The sequence below is a fragment of the Pseudarthrobacter sp. lyk4-40-TYG-27 genome, from assembly GCF_030209295.1.
In the GTDB taxonomy this organism is placed as follows: Bacteria; Actinomycetota; Actinomycetes; order Actinomycetales; family Micrococcaceae; genus Arthrobacter.
Genome location: NZ_JARVSH010000006.1, coordinates 467463 through 480991 on the forward strand (window position 1 = coordinate 467463; position 13529 = coordinate 480991).

16 protein-coding genes are annotated in these 13529 nt (G+C 65.6%); 8 read left to right on the forward strand and 8 right to left on the reverse strand.

Annotation, left to right across the window (positions count from 1 at the left end):
- Window positions 1–11: 11 nt before the first annotated feature.
- On the forward strand, window positions 12–1157 hold the full coding sequence (locus tag QRM96_RS13885) for an Mrp/NBP35 family ATP-binding protein (RefSeq protein WP_109863737.1): 1146 nt from the start codon (window positions 12–14) through the stop codon (window positions 1155–1157).
- Between the two features lie 8 nt (window positions 1158–1165).
- Here the strand turns inward: QRM96_RS13885 and QRM96_RS13890 are convergent, their stop codons facing one another.
- From QRM96_RS13890 to sigE, 3 genes are all read right to left on the reverse strand, one after another.
- On the reverse strand, window positions 1166–1570 hold the full coding sequence (locus QRM96_RS13890; protein ID WP_109863736.1) for a twin-arginine translocase TatA/TatE family subunit: 405 nt from the start codon (window positions 1568–1570) through the stop codon (window positions 1166–1168).
- 69 nt (window positions 1571–1639) lie between these two features.
- A complete protein-coding gene (locus tag QRM96_RS13895; protein WP_109863735.1) occupies window positions 1640–2476 on the reverse strand; it encodes an anti-sigma factor in 837 nt (278 codons plus the stop codon).
- 7 nt (window positions 2477–2483) lie between these two features.
- On the reverse strand, window positions 2484–3098 hold the full coding sequence (gene sigE, locus QRM96_RS13900) for an RNA polymerase sigma factor SigE (RefSeq protein ID WP_109863734.1): 615 nt from the start codon (window positions 3096–3098) through the stop codon (window positions 2484–2486).
- 229 nt (window positions 3099–3327) lie between these two features.
- On the opposite strand from sigE, the gene QRM96_RS13905 reads away from it, so the two are divergent.
- The gene (locus QRM96_RS13905) at window positions 3328–3960 is read left to right on the forward strand and encodes an O-methyltransferase (RefSeq protein WP_018760302.1); all 633 of its coding nucleotides are present in this window, start codon (window positions 3328–3330) and stop codon (window positions 3958–3960) included.
- Window positions 3961–4014: 54 nt separating this feature from the next.
- On the opposite strand, the gene QRM96_RS13910 is transcribed toward QRM96_RS13905, so the two are convergent.
- The 4 genes from QRM96_RS13910 to QRM96_RS13925 form a co-directional block, all read right to left on the reverse strand.
- On the reverse strand, window positions 4015–4182 hold the full coding sequence (locus tag QRM96_RS13910; protein ID WP_009357720.1) for a DUF3117 domain-containing protein: 168 nt from the start codon (window positions 4180–4182) through the stop codon (window positions 4015–4017).
- Window positions 4183–4415: 233 nt separating this feature from the next.
- Complete coding sequence (locus tag QRM96_RS13915; RefSeq protein ID WP_018760304.1) at window positions 4416–5672, reverse strand: putative hexosyltransferase; 1257 nt, start codon at window positions 5670–5672, stop codon at window positions 4416–4418.
- Complete coding sequence (locus QRM96_RS13920) at window positions 5669–6127, reverse strand: DivIVA domain-containing protein (protein WP_018760305.1); 459 nt, start codon at window positions 6125–6127, stop codon at window positions 5669–5671. Before QRM96_RS13920 ends, QRM96_RS13915 begins: the two co-directional genes overlap by 4 nt.
- 75 nt (window positions 6128–6202) lie before the next feature.
- Complete coding sequence (locus QRM96_RS13925) at window positions 6203–6985, reverse strand: LOG family protein (RefSeq protein WP_018760306.1); 783 nt, start codon at window positions 6983–6985, stop codon at window positions 6203–6205.
- Between the two features lie 104 nt (window positions 6986–7089).
- On the opposite strand from QRM96_RS13925, the gene QRM96_RS13930 reads away from it, so the two are divergent.
- From QRM96_RS13930 to QRM96_RS13945, 4 genes are all read left to right on the forward strand, one after another.
- Window positions 7090–7845: an amino acid ABC transporter ATP-binding protein gene (locus tag QRM96_RS13930; RefSeq protein ID WP_026264268.1), complete on the forward strand. Its 756-nt coding sequence runs from the start codon at window positions 7090–7092 to the stop codon at window positions 7843–7845.
- A gap of 68 nt (window positions 7846–7913) precedes the next feature.
- Window positions 7914–8801 (forward strand): glutamate ABC transporter substrate-binding protein, encoded by an 888-nt coding sequence (locus tag QRM96_RS13935; RefSeq protein WP_018760308.1) that lies wholly within the window; start codon window positions 7914–7916, stop codon window positions 8799–8801.
- Between the two features lie 84 nt (window positions 8802–8885).
- Complete coding sequence (locus QRM96_RS13940; RefSeq protein WP_018760309.1) at window positions 8886–9536, forward strand: amino acid ABC transporter permease; 651 nt, start codon at window positions 8886–8888, stop codon at window positions 9534–9536.
- Window positions 9533–10384 (forward strand): amino acid ABC transporter permease, encoded by an 852-nt coding sequence (locus QRM96_RS13945; RefSeq protein ID WP_018760310.1) that lies wholly within the window; start codon window positions 9533–9535, stop codon window positions 10382–10384. Before QRM96_RS13940 ends, QRM96_RS13945 begins: the two co-directional genes overlap by 4 nt.
- A 71-nt stretch (window positions 10385–10455) precedes the next feature.
- On the opposite strand, the gene dapE is transcribed toward QRM96_RS13945, so the two are convergent.
- Window positions 10456–11592, reverse strand: a complete 1137-nt coding sequence (gene dapE, locus QRM96_RS13950) for a succinyl-diaminopimelate desuccinylase (RefSeq protein WP_285320009.1) — start codon at window positions 11590–11592, stop codon at window positions 10456–10458.
- 51 nt (window positions 11593–11643) lie between these two features.
- On the opposite strand from dapE, the gene dapD reads away from it, so the two are divergent.
- Together dapD and QRM96_RS13960 are read left to right on the forward strand one after the other, a co-directional pair.
- Window positions 11644–12666, forward strand: a complete 1023-nt coding sequence (gene dapD / locus QRM96_RS13955) for a 2,3,4,5-tetrahydropyridine-2,6-dicarboxylate N-succinyltransferase (RefSeq protein ID WP_109863732.1) — start codon at window positions 11644–11646, stop codon at window positions 12664–12666.
- Window positions 12667–12673: 7 nt separating this feature from the next.
- Entirely contained in the window at window positions 12674–13528 is an 855-nt protein-coding gene (locus QRM96_RS13960; protein WP_109863731.1) for a transglycosylase SLT domain-containing protein, read from the forward strand.
- Window position 13529: the final 1 nt, after the last annotated feature.

Consider the following 13529-nt stretch of genomic DNA (forward strand, 5'->3'; position numbering starts at 1 on the left):
TGAGCGCCCCCATGGATCCGGCACCATCCAGCAACTCCCCGCTGCTCCAGGCCGTCACCCACGCCCTGGCAACCGTTATTGACCCTGAGCTCCGCCGCCCGATTACCGAACTGGGGATGGTGGACTCCGTCCAGGTGTCCGACGACGGCCGGGTCACCGTCGCAGTCCTGCTCACCATTGCAGGTTGCCCGCTGCGGGACACGATCACAGCCGATGCCCGCAAGGCCCTGTCCGCGGTCCCCGGCGTCACCGCCGTCGACGTCGACCTGAAGGTCATGGACCAGGCCCAGCGGAATGCGCTCAAGGAGAAGCTGCGCGGCCCCGGCGGCGCACGCACCATCCCGTTCAACCAGCCCGAGTCGCTGACCAAGGTCTATGCGGTGGCCAGCGGCAAGGGCGGGGTGGGGAAATCCTCGGTGACCGTAAACCTTGCCACTGCCTTGGCTGCCCGGGGCCTGCGCGTGGGCATCGTGGACGCGGACGTCTACGGTTTTTCCGTCCCCGCCTTGATGGGCATCACCCAGGCTCCCACCCAGGTGGATGACATGATCCTTCCCCCGGTTGCCTACGGTGTGAAGGTCATCTCCATCGGGATGTTCGTCACCGGGAACCAGCCTGTCGCCTGGCGGGGACCCATGCTGCACCGGGCCCTGGAGCAATTCCTCACGGACGTCTACTTCGGCGACCTGGATGCACTGTTCCTGGACCTTCCCCCGGGGACCGGGGACATCGCCATTTCGGTGGCGCAGTTGCTGCCCAAGGCCGAGATCCTGGTGGTCACCACGCCCCAGGCTGCGGCAGCGGACGTGGCCGAACGCGCGGGTGCGATCGCAGCCCAGACCGGCCAGAAGATCGCCGGTGTCATTGAGAACATGTCGTACCTGGACATGCCCGGCGGCGGCAGGATGGAACTCTTCGGAAGCGGCGGCGGGACAGTCCTTACCGGGCGGCTCAGCACCACGCTCGGCGTTCCGGTGCCCCTGCTGGGCCAGATTCCGCTGGATATCCAACTTCGCGAGGGCGGTGACGCCGGGGTTCCGATCGTGCTTGGCAGGCCCGATTCCGCGGCAGGGGTGGCGTTGGCAGGTATTGCGGCGCAGCTTGCCGCCACACCGCGGGGCCTTGCCGGGATGAAGCTGGGCCTCCAGCCCCGCTGACCAGCGCCCTAGGTGGCTTCGGTATCGAAGGGAGCGGTTTCGCCCGGGGCAAGCCGCTCCACAACCCGCTCAGGACGGGAAGGTGTGGCGTCGGCCACTGCAGCCGCGCCGGAAACCGCCGCCACCGCGGCCGGGGCTCCCGCACTGACGGGTTTGGTGTCGTCGTCGAACAGTGCTTCCTTGATGATGCGGCGGGGGTCGTACTGGCGGGGATCGTATTTCTTCCAATCGACATCGTCGATGTCGATGCCTACTTCTTCCTTGATTTGCTCACGGGCACCGGAGGCCATCCGGCGGACTTCCTTGACCAGGTTTGCCAGCTTCTGGGTATATTCGGGCAGCCGTTGGGGGCCGATCACGAGAACGCCTATGATCAGCAGAATTATGAATTCCGGGCCGTTGATACCAAACACTTTAGGAAGATTACCCTCTCCGGGCTGCCAGTGACGATTCCCGTCCGGCTGACGTGGAAACAGTCCGCGTCACGGGGTGAACAGGGCTGCGATCTTGCTGATGCCGCGCTCCAGCCGTGACTCCAGCGGCTCCCCGGACTTTCCTGCGGACGGTTCTGGAACGGAGGCCGCAACACCCTCGGTGGCGGCATCGGCGACGTTCTTGAGGATCGGAAGGGCGTCGTCGGCCCGCGCCGCAGGAAGGTCCGAGCGGTAGGTGATGGTGAGGCCGGCGGTCCGGTAGGTCGCAGACGCCGGGGTCAAGGACCACGCCTGCGACGTCCCGGCACCCGGTTTGGACGGGTGCTGTTCGGTGACCGTGGCGTGGTGGGCACCGTCGGTAAGGCGCAGCTCCACCGCCGGTTGTCCTTCCACCAGCACCGCCCGTGCGGCTTCGAGGTGGAATCCCATGGCCTGCAGTTCCGGGCAGGCCCAGCCTTCAGAACGCAGCGAGGCCAGTTGGGCGGGATCCAGCGGGCGCCCATCCGTTGGGCTCTGCGAGGAAACGTGGGAAAACGCCGCCTCCGTTCCTGACGGTTCCCCCGCCACCGGATCCCCCGCTGCGGTGAACGCCCCCACGGCGAGCACGCCGGCCGCGGCCATGGTCCCTCCCGCGGTGAACGCCAGGGCCCGGGCGGCCATCCGGCTTCCGGTGGGGCCCGCGGGTGCTTCAGGCTGCGCCGCAAGTTCGTGGGTGCGCGCCAGAAGCCGTGCCGTCAGGTCCTCGCTGGCGGGCGGGACCGGCGCTTGGCGGAGGCGCTCAAGGTACTGCCGTTCCCGGCGGACAGTGGCGGCACACTCCTGGCACGCCTCGAGGTGGCTGCCGGAGCGCTGGTGCTTGCCGCCGAAAGGAAACTGGGACCTCATGCGCCGATCAGAGGATGCCCGCTATGCGCGGCATGGAGAGCTTGCGGCGTCCCTGGTGCGGGCGCGGGTCACGGTGTGCCAGCTTTTCCCGCAGCATGGTCCTGCCGCGGTGGATACGGGAACGGACGGTGCCGAGTTTGACGCCGAGCGCCTCGGCCACTTCGTCATAGGACAGGCCTTCGAGGTCGCAGAGGACGACGGCGGCACGGAAGTCCGGCGGGAGTTCCTCCAGCGCTGCCTGGACATCGAGGTCCAGGTTGTTCAGCTCGAAGCTCTGCTCGGGGCCCGGTTCGCGGCCGGGCAGCCGGGACTCGGCGTCCTCCGCCAGGGCGTCGAACCGGATGCGCGTCTTCCGGCGCGCCTGGTCGAGGAACAGGTTGGTGGTGATGCGGTGCAGCCAGCCGTCCAGGGTGCCCGGCTTGAAGTTTTCCAGTGAACGGAAGACGCGGACGAACACCTCCTGGGTGAGGTCCTCGGCGTCGAACTTGTTCCCGGTCAGGCGGTAGGCCAGCCGGTAGACCTTCGCGGAGTGATTGGTGACCACTTCTTCCCAGGTGGGACGGACCCACTCATCATCGGGATTGTTGACTGCAGGGACAGGTGCCACAACTGAAGATGACATCGTCCACTCCCCTCGTGGAATGCTAACGCCCGGATACTGTTGACATCTCTGATTCGGCGCCGGTCACCTTTTGGATGAGCGGATTCCAATCATGTCAAACTTGGCTGGGAATTTCCTGACCGCAGGGTAACTTCAGCCTTCGGCGCAACAGCCTCTTCCCGGGCCGGCGGGGCCGGACACAGTAGGCTAAAGGGGACATTCCCCCTTCACGCCCAGAAAGCGATAATTCATGAGCGCCGACAAGTCCAGCAGCTGGTCCTATGCAGAAGATCTGCCCGCTGAGGATGAGGTCATGCTTCGGGCCCGGGAACGTTCCTTTGAATTGGGCGTGAGTGCCATCAGCCCCGGTGTCGGCGCGGTCCTGACGGTCCTTGCTGCCGCGTCGAAGGCGCAGACCGCCGTCGAGATCGGCACCGGCGCCGGTGTCTCCGGCGTCTGCCTGCTGCGGGGCCTTGGCCCGCACGCTGTCCTGACCACCATTGACGTGGACGTCGAACACCTGCGCGCGGCCCGCGAGGCGTTCACCGAGTCCGGCAGTCCGGCAAACCGCACGCGCACCATTTCCGGCCGGGCCGGCGATGTCCTGCCGCGCCTCACTGACGGCGCGTATGACCTGGTCTTCATCGACGCCGACAAGCCCGGCCTGCCCGGCTACGTCGAGCAGGCCATCCGGCTCCTCAAGAGGTCGGGCCTGTTGATTATCAATGACGCCCTGGACAAGGACAAGGTGGCCAACCCGGCCGGCCGCGAGGCCACTACGGTAGTGCTGCGCCAGGTGGGAAGGGCCATCCGCGACGACGACCGGCTGGCGTCGGCGATGCTCCCCACCGGCGACGGCCTGCTGGTCGCCGTCAAGAAGTAGGCCGGAAACAGGACAGGGTCCGCGGCACGAGGCCACGGACCCTGTCCGGCACGACTATTCGGTAACGCCCACCAGGCATTCCTTGAGGTTGGCTGCTTCGGCAGCGTTCAGCTCGACCACGAGGCGCCCGCCGCCTTCGAGCGGGACGCGCATGATCAGGCTGCGGCCCTCCTTGGTGACTTCCATTGGGCCGTCGCCGGTACGTGGTTTCATAGCCGCCATGAGGAATTCCCCTCCATTTTGTTCCAGGACTGATCAGCCCGGGCGGGCTGGGTCCGCATGTCGATCAAGCGGCTGTGGCGGGGTGGTGCTCCCCCCGCCGAGGCTGCGCGTTTTCTGGATGCTTGTGTCCTTGCTTACTTACTATTATCGCGGATTTACCCGCACGTAGCTAATCGATGGACATTTCCGTGCGCCGGGCATTCCCGGCCTGACCTGCACGGAAGCCCCTCCCGCTAGGGCGGATAATCGCCGCCTCCCGGCAGCTGGGCCCAGGCCCACAGCCACACGATCCACACGATCTGCAACAGCACGAACATGGCCACCACGGTTCCGCGGTAAGCCCGGGACCGGGAAAGGAAGGCAGCGCCCAGGGCCAGCGGAAACAGGGGCAGCAGCATCCTGAACGTGCTGGTCTGCGGGTGGAGGAACATCAGCAGGTAGCCCATGTAGCAGGCACACCACAGCCGGAGTTCGGCACCGAGCCGCACTACCGGGGGAAGGAACAGCATCACGCCGAACAGTGCCACAAAGACCAACGGCGCCAGCAGGCCAAGGACGGGGCCGAAAAGTTCGACGCCGGTATCGAACCAGGGCTTGAACGGCACCAGGTCCTGCCCCCGCCACACAGTTTCGGTCTTGGTGTAGGCCTGTGGGTCACCCGTGGCGGCCCACGCGGCAGCAGGCCAGACCAGTGCGGACACACCTGCGACGGCGGTGAGTCCAGTCAGCGCGGCGAGGTCCCGCACCGAGTGGGATTCTTCTTCCGTTCCCGGCGCGGCGCCGCCCCGGAGACGGTCCACGGCGCGCCAGACCAGCAGCAGGCCCACCATGGCCGCGAAGGGCACGCCCACGGGCCGCGACAGGCACAGCACGAACACCACCGGCATGGCCCACAGGTATTGGCGGCGCAGCACCAGCAGGAGGGCCCACGCAAGCAGCAGGAGGGACAATGGTTCGGCGTACGGCACCTGCAGCACGGCCGAAACGGGAAAGGTCGAGAAGAACGCGACGCCCCACATCGCCTGGCCATGGTCCGCCCGCTGCCGGAACAGGACGTAGGCCAGCAACGCGGCGCCCCAGCCGGCCAGCATGGCGATCACGGTCAGCGATGCGGCGGAATTCATGCCGGTGAGGCGGCTGAGCCCGCCGGCCAGCGCGGGAAAAAGCGGGTAGAAGGCCCACGTGTTTTCCTGCACGTTTCCGGCGGCGTCCGTGGGGAGCACGGAAGGGTAGCCATCGGCGATGACCGTGGCGTACCAGCGGGCATCCCAGATGTTGATGAAATTCCAGTAGTCCGGCTTCGGCGGGAACCAGGGGTTGACGCCCTGGTGGAGCGCGGCGGCCATGAAGATGCACGCCGAGACCAGGCGGGCGGCGGCATACAGGACAGTGGTTTGGATCCACCACGGCCAGCCGCGGACGGCGGAAGCAGCCCGGAGTGCGGCAGTGTGGGCAGATGCCAGGGGGCTGCGGCGGTCCACCGTGCTCACGGGCCGCCCGTCCCCGGCACGGCGGTCCCGCGGGCGGCCTCGTCCGCGTCCGCGGAGGTGCCCGGGTCAGCCGGTGCCGGGTTCGCGGGGGCGGCCGGGCCGGCGTCGGAATCCGGTTCCGGTACGTCGCCTTCCATCGCAGCCAGCCGGCTGCGGAGCTCCGCCACTTCCCGGTTCCTGGCGGCGAGTTGGTCCCGCAGGTCCTCCAGGACCTGGTCCACCTGGTCCATCCGGTAGCCGCGCAGCCCGAGCGAGAACCGTAGTTGGTCCACGTCCTCAGGTCCGGCGTGTGCCGGCAGCAAGACCGGTGGGAGGTTTGCGGGCGGGTCCTCGAGGCCGGCACCCAGCAGTGCAGGCAGCCCGGCACCGCCGGTACCGCGGGAGCGCCGGCCCAGGCCGGCCCACAGGACCGCCGCCACCAGGACCACGGCGAGGAATACCAGAAAGAAACTCACTGTCCCATCGTGCCAGATCCATCCCGCCGGTCCGCGGCCCACGGCACGGAACCGGGCCAGGCCGTGGCCCCTGTACTACTCCGGCCGCTGCTCACCATTCATGGACGGGGTCACGGCAACGTGAAGCACACGGTCCACCGCTTCGGCGGGATCGTCAACTAGCTGGATCAGGTCCAGGTCCTTCTCCGAGACCATTCCCTCGGCCACCAGGGTGCCCCGGATCCATTCGATCATCGGCCCCCAGAATTCGACGCCAAGGAGCACGATCGGGAACGACGTCACCTTCCGTGTCTGGACCAGGACCATGGCCTCGAACAGCTCATCCAGGGTGCCCAGGCCGCCCGGCAGCACGATAAAGCCCTGCGCGTACTTGACGAACATGGTCTTGCGGGCGAAGAAATAGCGGAAGTTGATACCCAGGTCCACCCACTGGTTCAGGCCCTGCTCGAAGGGCAGCTCAATGCCCAGGCCCACGGATACGCCGTTGCCTTCCACCGTCCCCCGGTTGGCCGCCTCCATGGATCCGGGGCCGCCGCCGGTGATAACCGCCACCCCGGCCTCGGCGAGCTTGCGCCCCACCTCGACGCCCATTTCGTAGTACTTGCTGCCGGGCTTGGTGCGGGCGGAACCAAAAACGCTGACGGCCTTTCCAATGTCCGCCAGCGCACCGAATCCTTCGACGAATTCGCTCTGGATCCGCAGGACCCGCCAGGGGTCGGTGTGGACGAACTGGCCGGGGCCTTTGGTATCGAGCAGATGCTGGTCGGACATTTCCACGGCGGCCTGCTTGCGGCGCAGTTCAAGGGGCCCTTTGCGGCGTGGCTGGGTTGTCTTGGCCGGATCAGCGTTGGTACTCATTCCCCTAGGCTAACCTCCGACTCCAGGTATCTCTTGAATCACGATCGGCATGAACTTGGGGTGATTGGCGTCATAACCCACCGTTGTTCGCTAGATTCTTTCCTATGACTACTCATGTGCCCGGCGATGCCCTCGTCTCCCTGAACGCCGTTAATAAGCATTACGGCCAGCTGCACGTTCTGAAGGACATCAACCTGCAGGTCCGCAAGGGCGAGGTTGTTGTGGTCATCGGACCTTCGGGCTCCGGTAAGTCCACCCTCTGCCGCGCCATCAACCGCCTGGAAACCATTGAGGGTGGAACCATCACCATCGACGGGAAAGTCCTGCCCGAGGAAGGCAAGGAACTGGCCCAGCTCCGCGCCGATGTTGGCATGGTCTTCCAGTCTTTCAACCTTTTCGCACACAAGACCATCCTTGAAAACGTGACGCTCGGGCCCATCAAGGTCAAAGGCGTTTCCAAGACGGCCGCGGAGAAAGATGCCATGGCACTCCTGGAACGGGTAGGCGTAGGGCACCAGGCGCCCAAGCTTCCCGCCCAGCTTTCCGGCGGACAACAGCAGCGCGTCGCCATCGCGCGCGCCTTGGCAATGAAGCCGAAGGTCATGTTGTTCGATGAACCCACGTCCGCGCTCGACCCCGAAATGATCAACGAGGTCCTGGACGTCATGGTCCAGCTGGCCAAGGAAGGCATGACCATGATCGTGGTCACCCACGAGATGGGCTTCGCCCGAAAGGCTGCTGACCGCGTGGTCTTCATGGCAGACGGCCAGATCGTGGAGGACGCCACCCCGGAGGAATTCTTCAACAACCCGAAGAGCGACCGTGCCAAGGACTTCCTCTCGAAGCTCCTCACGCACTGATCCCCAAGCAACCACACTCAGTTCGCATCCAGGCCGAGAACCCAACGGCCATCAATGAAAGGAATGTCATGAAGGCATTTATGTCCCGACGAAAGTCCTTCGTCGTGGCGGCTACAGCCGCCCTCGCCCTGTCCCTTAGCGCTTGCGGTGGCGGAGACTCCGGAGGCTCAAGCAACCCGAGCCCCGTCGAGAAGCCGTCGTTCGCAGCCGGTACCACCATGGAGAAGCTGTCCTCCGCCGGCACCATCAAGATCGGCACCAAGTTCGATCAGCCGCTGTTCGGCCAGGTCGGCCTGGATGGCAAGCCCGTCGGTTTCGACGTTGAAATCGGCAAACTGATCGCCGCCAAGCTGGGCATCGCCGCTGACAAGATCGAATGGTCCGAAACTGTCTCCGCAAACCGCGAGCCCTTCATCGAACAGGGCAAGGTGGACATCGTCATCGCGACTTACACCATCAGCGACAAGCGCAAGCAGGTCGTTGATTTCGCCGGCCCGTACTACGAAGCAGGCCAGGCCTTGATGGTGAACAAGGACAACGACTCCATCAAGAAGCCCGAGGACGTCAAGGGCAAGAAGGTCTGCTCCGTAACCGGCTCCACCCCCGCTGCGACCATCGTGGACAAGTACGGCGCCGAACTGGTGCCTGCCGCTACCTACTCCGCCTGCCTGGAGCCGCTGCGCAACAAGCAGGTTGAAGCTGTTACCACTGACAACGTGATCCTCGCCGGGTTCGTTGACAAGGAGCCGGACGCTTTCAAGCTTGCATCAGAAGAAACCTTTACCAAGGAGCCTTACGGCATCGGCCTGAAGAAGGGCGACACGGAGTTCCGTAACTGGATCAACGACCAGCTTGAGTCCTTCGAGAAGGACGGTTCTTACAAGAAGGCCTGGGAAGCCACCGCAGGTTCAGTCATCAAGACTGCACCGAGCCTGCCGGCCATCAACCGCTACTGAGCAGCGTTCCATAGGTGCCGGGGCCGCCAAGCAGCCCCGGCACCACCGCCTTCACTCCGTCCACGCATACAGCCGAAGGATCTTATGGACGTCATCATTGAAAACCTGCCCTTGTATTGGGAGGGTTTTCTCCGCACTCTTTTCCTTTCCGTCGTATCGGGTATCTTCGCGCTGATCCTCGGAACGTTGCTGGCCGCAGCGCGGGTATCCCCGGTGGCGGCGTTGCGCGGTTTCAGCACCGTCTACGTGGAAGTACTCCGCAACACACCGCTGACCATCGCGTTCTTCTTCGCGGCGGTCGTGCTCCCCCGCCTCGGGGTCAAATTTGAGCAGTTCGAGGTCGCCGCAATTATCGCCCTCAGTACGTACACGGCCGCGTTCATCGCCGAAGCTGTCCGGTCGGGCGTCAACAGCGTGCCCGTGGGCCAAGCCGAAGCAGCCCGCAGCATTGGCATGAAGTTCAGCCAAGTACTCTCGCTCATCATTCTTCCGCAAGCACTGCGGACGGTGATCCCGCCGCTGATCAACATCCTGATCGCGCTGGTGAAGAACTCATCCGTTGCCGGCGCCTTCTTTGTCCTGGAGCTGTTCGGCTATGGCCGGCAACTGGCCAACGCCAACGGTGACGCGGTCATCACAGTCCTGTTGGGCACGGCTTTCTTCTATCTGCTCCTCACCGTTCCGCTGGGAATCCTCGCCAACACGGTGGAACGAAAGGTGGCGATTGCCCGATGAGCTCCGTCCTGTATGACGTCCCCGGCCCCAAAGCACGCCGGGTTTCACTCATTGCTTCAATCATCGGCGGTCTCCTGATCCTTGGCCTGCTGGCCTGGGTGGTCATGACCTTGGCCCAGCAAGGCATCTTCGAGGGCCGCCGCTGGCAGATTTTCACCCGCGCCGATGTTTGGCGGCTTCTCGGCAACGGCCTTGGTTCGACCCTGTCCGCAGCCGCCCTGGCAGCAGTCATCGCATTTCCGCTTGGCCTGCTGCTATGCCTCCTGCGGATTTCAGACGCGGCGGTCATCCGGATACCCATGCGCATCATCCTCGAATTCCTTCGCGGTATGCCCGTTGTCCTGATGATGCTCTTTATCCTCCTCGGATTCGGTACGTCCGCATTCATCGCTGTCGTTGCCGGCCTGGTCCTCTACAACGCGGCGGTGTTCGCTGAAATCATCCGTGCCGGTATCCAGTCCCTCCCCAAAGGACAGCGCGAAGCCGGCCTGGCCATTGGCCTGACGAGCTTCAAATCCCGGATGCTGATCGAACTGCCGCAGGCGATCCGGCGCATGATGCCGTCCCTTGTAGCGCAGATGGTGGTCCTCCTGAAGGACACCTCGCTGGGTTACATCGTGGCCTACGGCGAGCTGCTGCGGGCGGTGCAGGTCATGGCGGACTTCCTGGGAACGCAGTACCTGTTCCCGATCTTCTTTGTGGCGGCAGCGATCTACATTGCCATCAACATCTCCGTGTCCAGGATTGCGGTGTGGATCGAACGCCGCGGCTCCCGGAAGGCAGCTGGCGGCGTGGCAACTGCAAACACGACGGCGGACCTTCAGGTCGGACACGCCGGACCCGTTTAGCACACCCTGAACAAAGAGCAGGTCCGCAACTCCCGGGAGTTGCGGACCTGCTCTTTTTAATACAAACAGTATTATTCGGCGAGCCAATCCTGCAGCGCCCGGAGGCAGGCGCGGATTGCGTCGGCGGATACGTGTTCGTTGTCCTTGTGCGCCAGCAGCGGGTCGCCCGGGCCGAAGTTCACCGCCGGGATGCCCAGCTCACTGAAACGGGCGACGTCGGTCCAGCCGTACTTGGGCTTGGGCTCGGCTCCCACGGCGGCAACGAAAGAGGCGGCAGCAGGGTGCTGCAGGCCGGGGCGGGCGCCGGCCGCGGCATCGGTGCGGACCACGTCGAAGCCGGCAAGCAGCTCACGGACGTGGGCTTCCGCCTGGTCCGGGGTCTTGTCCGGGGCGAACCGGTAGTTGATCTCCACCACGCAGCGGTCGGGGATGACGTTGCCGGCCGTACCGCCGTTGATCTTCACCGCGTTAAGGCTTTCGCGGTAATCCAGGCCGTCAACGGTGACGGTACGTGGTTCATAGGCGGCCAGGCGCGCCAGGATGGGGGCCGCGGCGTGGATGGCGTTGCTGCCCATCCAGGCGCGTGCGGAATGGGCGGCTTCACCGGAAGTGCTGGCCTCGAACCGGCTGGTTCCGTTGCAGCCGCCTTCCACCGTGCCGTCCGTGGGTTCCAGCAGGATGGCGAAGTCCCCCTGCAGGAGGTGGCCGTGGTTGCGGACCAAACGTCCCAGTCCGCTCTTGACCGCCTCCACTTCCTCGTGGTCATAGAAGACGAAGGTGACGTCGCGTCCGGGCTGGGCGCCGCCGTCGAACATTCCTGCTGCCAGCGCCAGCTGGACCGCCACGCCGCCTTTCATGTCCGTGGCTCCGCGGCCGTAGAGGATGCCTTCGCCAGGAACGCCGGAGTCCCAGCTGGACGGGACCGTCCCCCTGGAACCTTCCGTCAGGGGCAGCGGGACCGTGTCCAGGTGTCCGGCGAGGATGACGCGTTCGCTGCGGCCCAGTTCCGTGCGGGCAACGATGGCGTCCCCGTCCCGGACCACGGTCAGCTGGGGAATCCCCCGCAAAGCGGCTTCCACGGCGTCCGCGAGCTGCTTCTCATTGCCCGACACGCTGTTGATGTCCATCACCGCGGCAGTCAGCAACGCCACGTCCTGGCGCAGGTCAAGGATGGACAGGGACGAGTCAGGGGCGGTTTCAGCAGTCACGAAGCCAGTCTAGTTCGAACGGGCTGCCCGCCCCTCGATAGACTGGAGCACATGACTGAGACCGCTTCCTCTGCCGTGCCCGAAACCCTCACCCCTGACACCGATGACCGTTCCGCCCACGGCTTTGGCGTCGCCACCATCGCCACCGGCGATGCAAGCGTCCTGGACGTCTGGTTCCCGGCACCGGCGCTTGGTGTCGCCGCCGAGAACCTCCGCTCGGTGGAGCACGCCGACGAAACCCTGACCCGCATTGCCGAGAACGGCGCTGACGAGGACCGCGGTACCGAGCAGAAGGTCGTGTTCGTCCAGATCAACCTCGATGAAGCCCCCGCGGACACCGCCGACGCCTACCTGCGCCTGCACCTCCTCTCGCACCGTCTGGTCAAGCCCAACACCATCAACCTCGACGGCATCTTCGGCAAGCTCCCCAACGTCGTGTGGACCAACTTCGGCCCCGCCGCGGTCGAAGGCTTCGAACTGACCCGCGCCAGGCTCCGCCGGCGCGGCGCCGTCACCGTCTACGGCATCGACAAGTTCCCGAGGATGGTGGACTACGTGGTGCCCACCGGCGTGCGGATTGCCGACGCCGACAGGGTCCGCCTTGGCGCGCACCTGGCCGCCGGCACCACCGTCATGCACGAGGGCTTCGTCAATTTCAACGCCGGAACCCTGGGGACCTCCATGGTGGAAGGCCGCATTTCGGCCGGCGTCGTGACCGGTGACGGCAGCGATGTCGGCGGCGGCGCATCCATCATGGGTACCTTGTCCGGAGGCGGCAAGGAAAAGATCACCATCGGTGAGCGTGTGCTGCTCGGTGCCAACTCCGGCGTGGGTATCAGCATCGGCGATGACTCCGTTGTCGAAGCCGGCCTCTACGTCACGGCCGGCACCCGGGTGCGCATCCCCGGTCCCAAGGACGAGGTCGGCGAAGACACCACCAAGATCGTCAAGGCTGCTGAACTCTCGGGCGTGCCCAACCTGCTGTTCCGCCGCAACTCCACCACCGGCGCCGTCGAGGCGCTCCCCCGCGCCGGCCAGACCGTCGAGTTGAACGACGCCCTGCACGCCAACTGATCCGCCGGTGGGACGAAGACGCGGCCTGCGCCGCCTGGCGGTCCTCCTGCTGGCCCTCGCGCTGGCAGCGGGTGGCATTTATACCGCTGTGTACTTCGTGCAGCGTTCCGAAACCCTCGTTTCGGAACGCTGTACTGCCTCGGCGGGCAACCGCAGCGGGGAGCTGGCACCGGACCAGGCGGCCAACGCCGCCCTCATCACCGCCGTGGCGGTGCGGCGTGGATTGCCGGCCCGCGCTGCCACCATCGCACTCGCCACCGCCATGCAGGAGTCGAAGCTGCGCAACATCGGGCACGGGGACCAAGCCGGTCCGGATTCGCGGGGGCTCTTCCAGCAGCGGCCCTCCCAGGGTTGGGGCAGCGAAGCGCAGATCATGGACCCGTACTACGCCGTCAACGCTTTCTACGACGCGTTGGTGAAGATTCCAGGATACGAGGCGCTCGACATCACCGATGCCGCCCAGCGGGTTCAGCGCTCGGCCCATCCCGGCGCTTACGCCCAGCACGAGGACATGGGCCGGGCGTTTGCCTCCGGCCTGACCGGCCAGACACCGGAGGGGGTCAAGTGCACGCTGCGCTCGGCCACCGCCACAGGGAATGCGGCCGCGGTGGCGGGCGAACTGGAGCAGGCCTACGGTGGCGTGGATTCCCAGGCAGACGGCGCCACCCTGGTAGTGGAAGCCGACGGGGAGATGGCGTGGTCCATTGCCCAGTGGGCAGTGGCCAACGCCAAGGACCTGGCGGTGACCCGCGTTGATGTTGCCGGGCGGACGTGGCAGCGTTCAGGAGGCGACTGGCAGGATTCCACCACGGCAGCTGGGCAGGTGCGCATCACGCTGCGGCAGGGCGACGGCGGCAGTTGAG

What these genes read in the sequence shown, in the direction of transcription:
- QRM96_RS13885 (WP_109863737.1), top strand. Translation starts at nt 12, where the DNA reads ATGGATCCGGCACCATCCAGCAACTCCCCGCTGCTCCAGGCCGTCACC.
- QRM96_RS13895 (WP_109863735.1), bottom strand. Translation starts at nt 2,476, where the DNA reads ATGAGGTCCCAGTTTCCTTTCGGCGGCAAGCACCAGCGCTCCGGCAGC.
- sigE (WP_109863734.1), bottom strand. Translation starts at nt 3,098, where the DNA reads ATGTCATCTTCAGTTGTGGCACCTGTCCCTGCAGTCAACAATCCCGAT.
- QRM96_RS13905 (WP_018760302.1), top strand. Translation starts at nt 3,328, where the DNA reads ATGAGCGCCGACAAGTCCAGCAGCTGGTCCTATGCAGAAGATCTGCCC.
- QRM96_RS13910 (WP_009357720.1), bottom strand. Translation starts at nt 4,182, where the DNA reads ATGGCGGCTATGAAACCACGTACCGGCGACGGCCCAATGGAAGTCACC.
- QRM96_RS13925 (WP_018760306.1), bottom strand. Translation starts at nt 6,985, where the DNA reads ATGAGTACCAACGCTGATCCGGCCAAGACAACCCAGCCACGCCGCAAA.
- QRM96_RS13930 (WP_026264268.1), top strand. Translation starts at nt 7,090, where the DNA reads ATGACTACTCATGTGCCCGGCGATGCCCTCGTCTCCCTGAACGCCGTT.
- QRM96_RS13935 (WP_018760308.1), top strand. Translation starts at nt 7,914, where the DNA reads ATGAAGGCATTTATGTCCCGACGAAAGTCCTTCGTCGTGGCGGCTACA.
- QRM96_RS13940 (WP_018760309.1), top strand. Translation starts at nt 8,886, where the DNA reads ATGGACGTCATCATTGAAAACCTGCCCTTGTATTGGGAGGGTTTTCTC.
- QRM96_RS13945 (WP_018760310.1), top strand. Translation starts at nt 9,533, where the DNA reads ATGAGCTCCGTCCTGTATGACGTCCCCGGCCCCAAAGCACGCCGGGTT.
- dapD (WP_109863732.1), top strand. Translation starts at nt 11,644, where the DNA reads ATGACTGAGACCGCTTCCTCTGCCGTGCCCGAAACCCTCACCCCTGAC.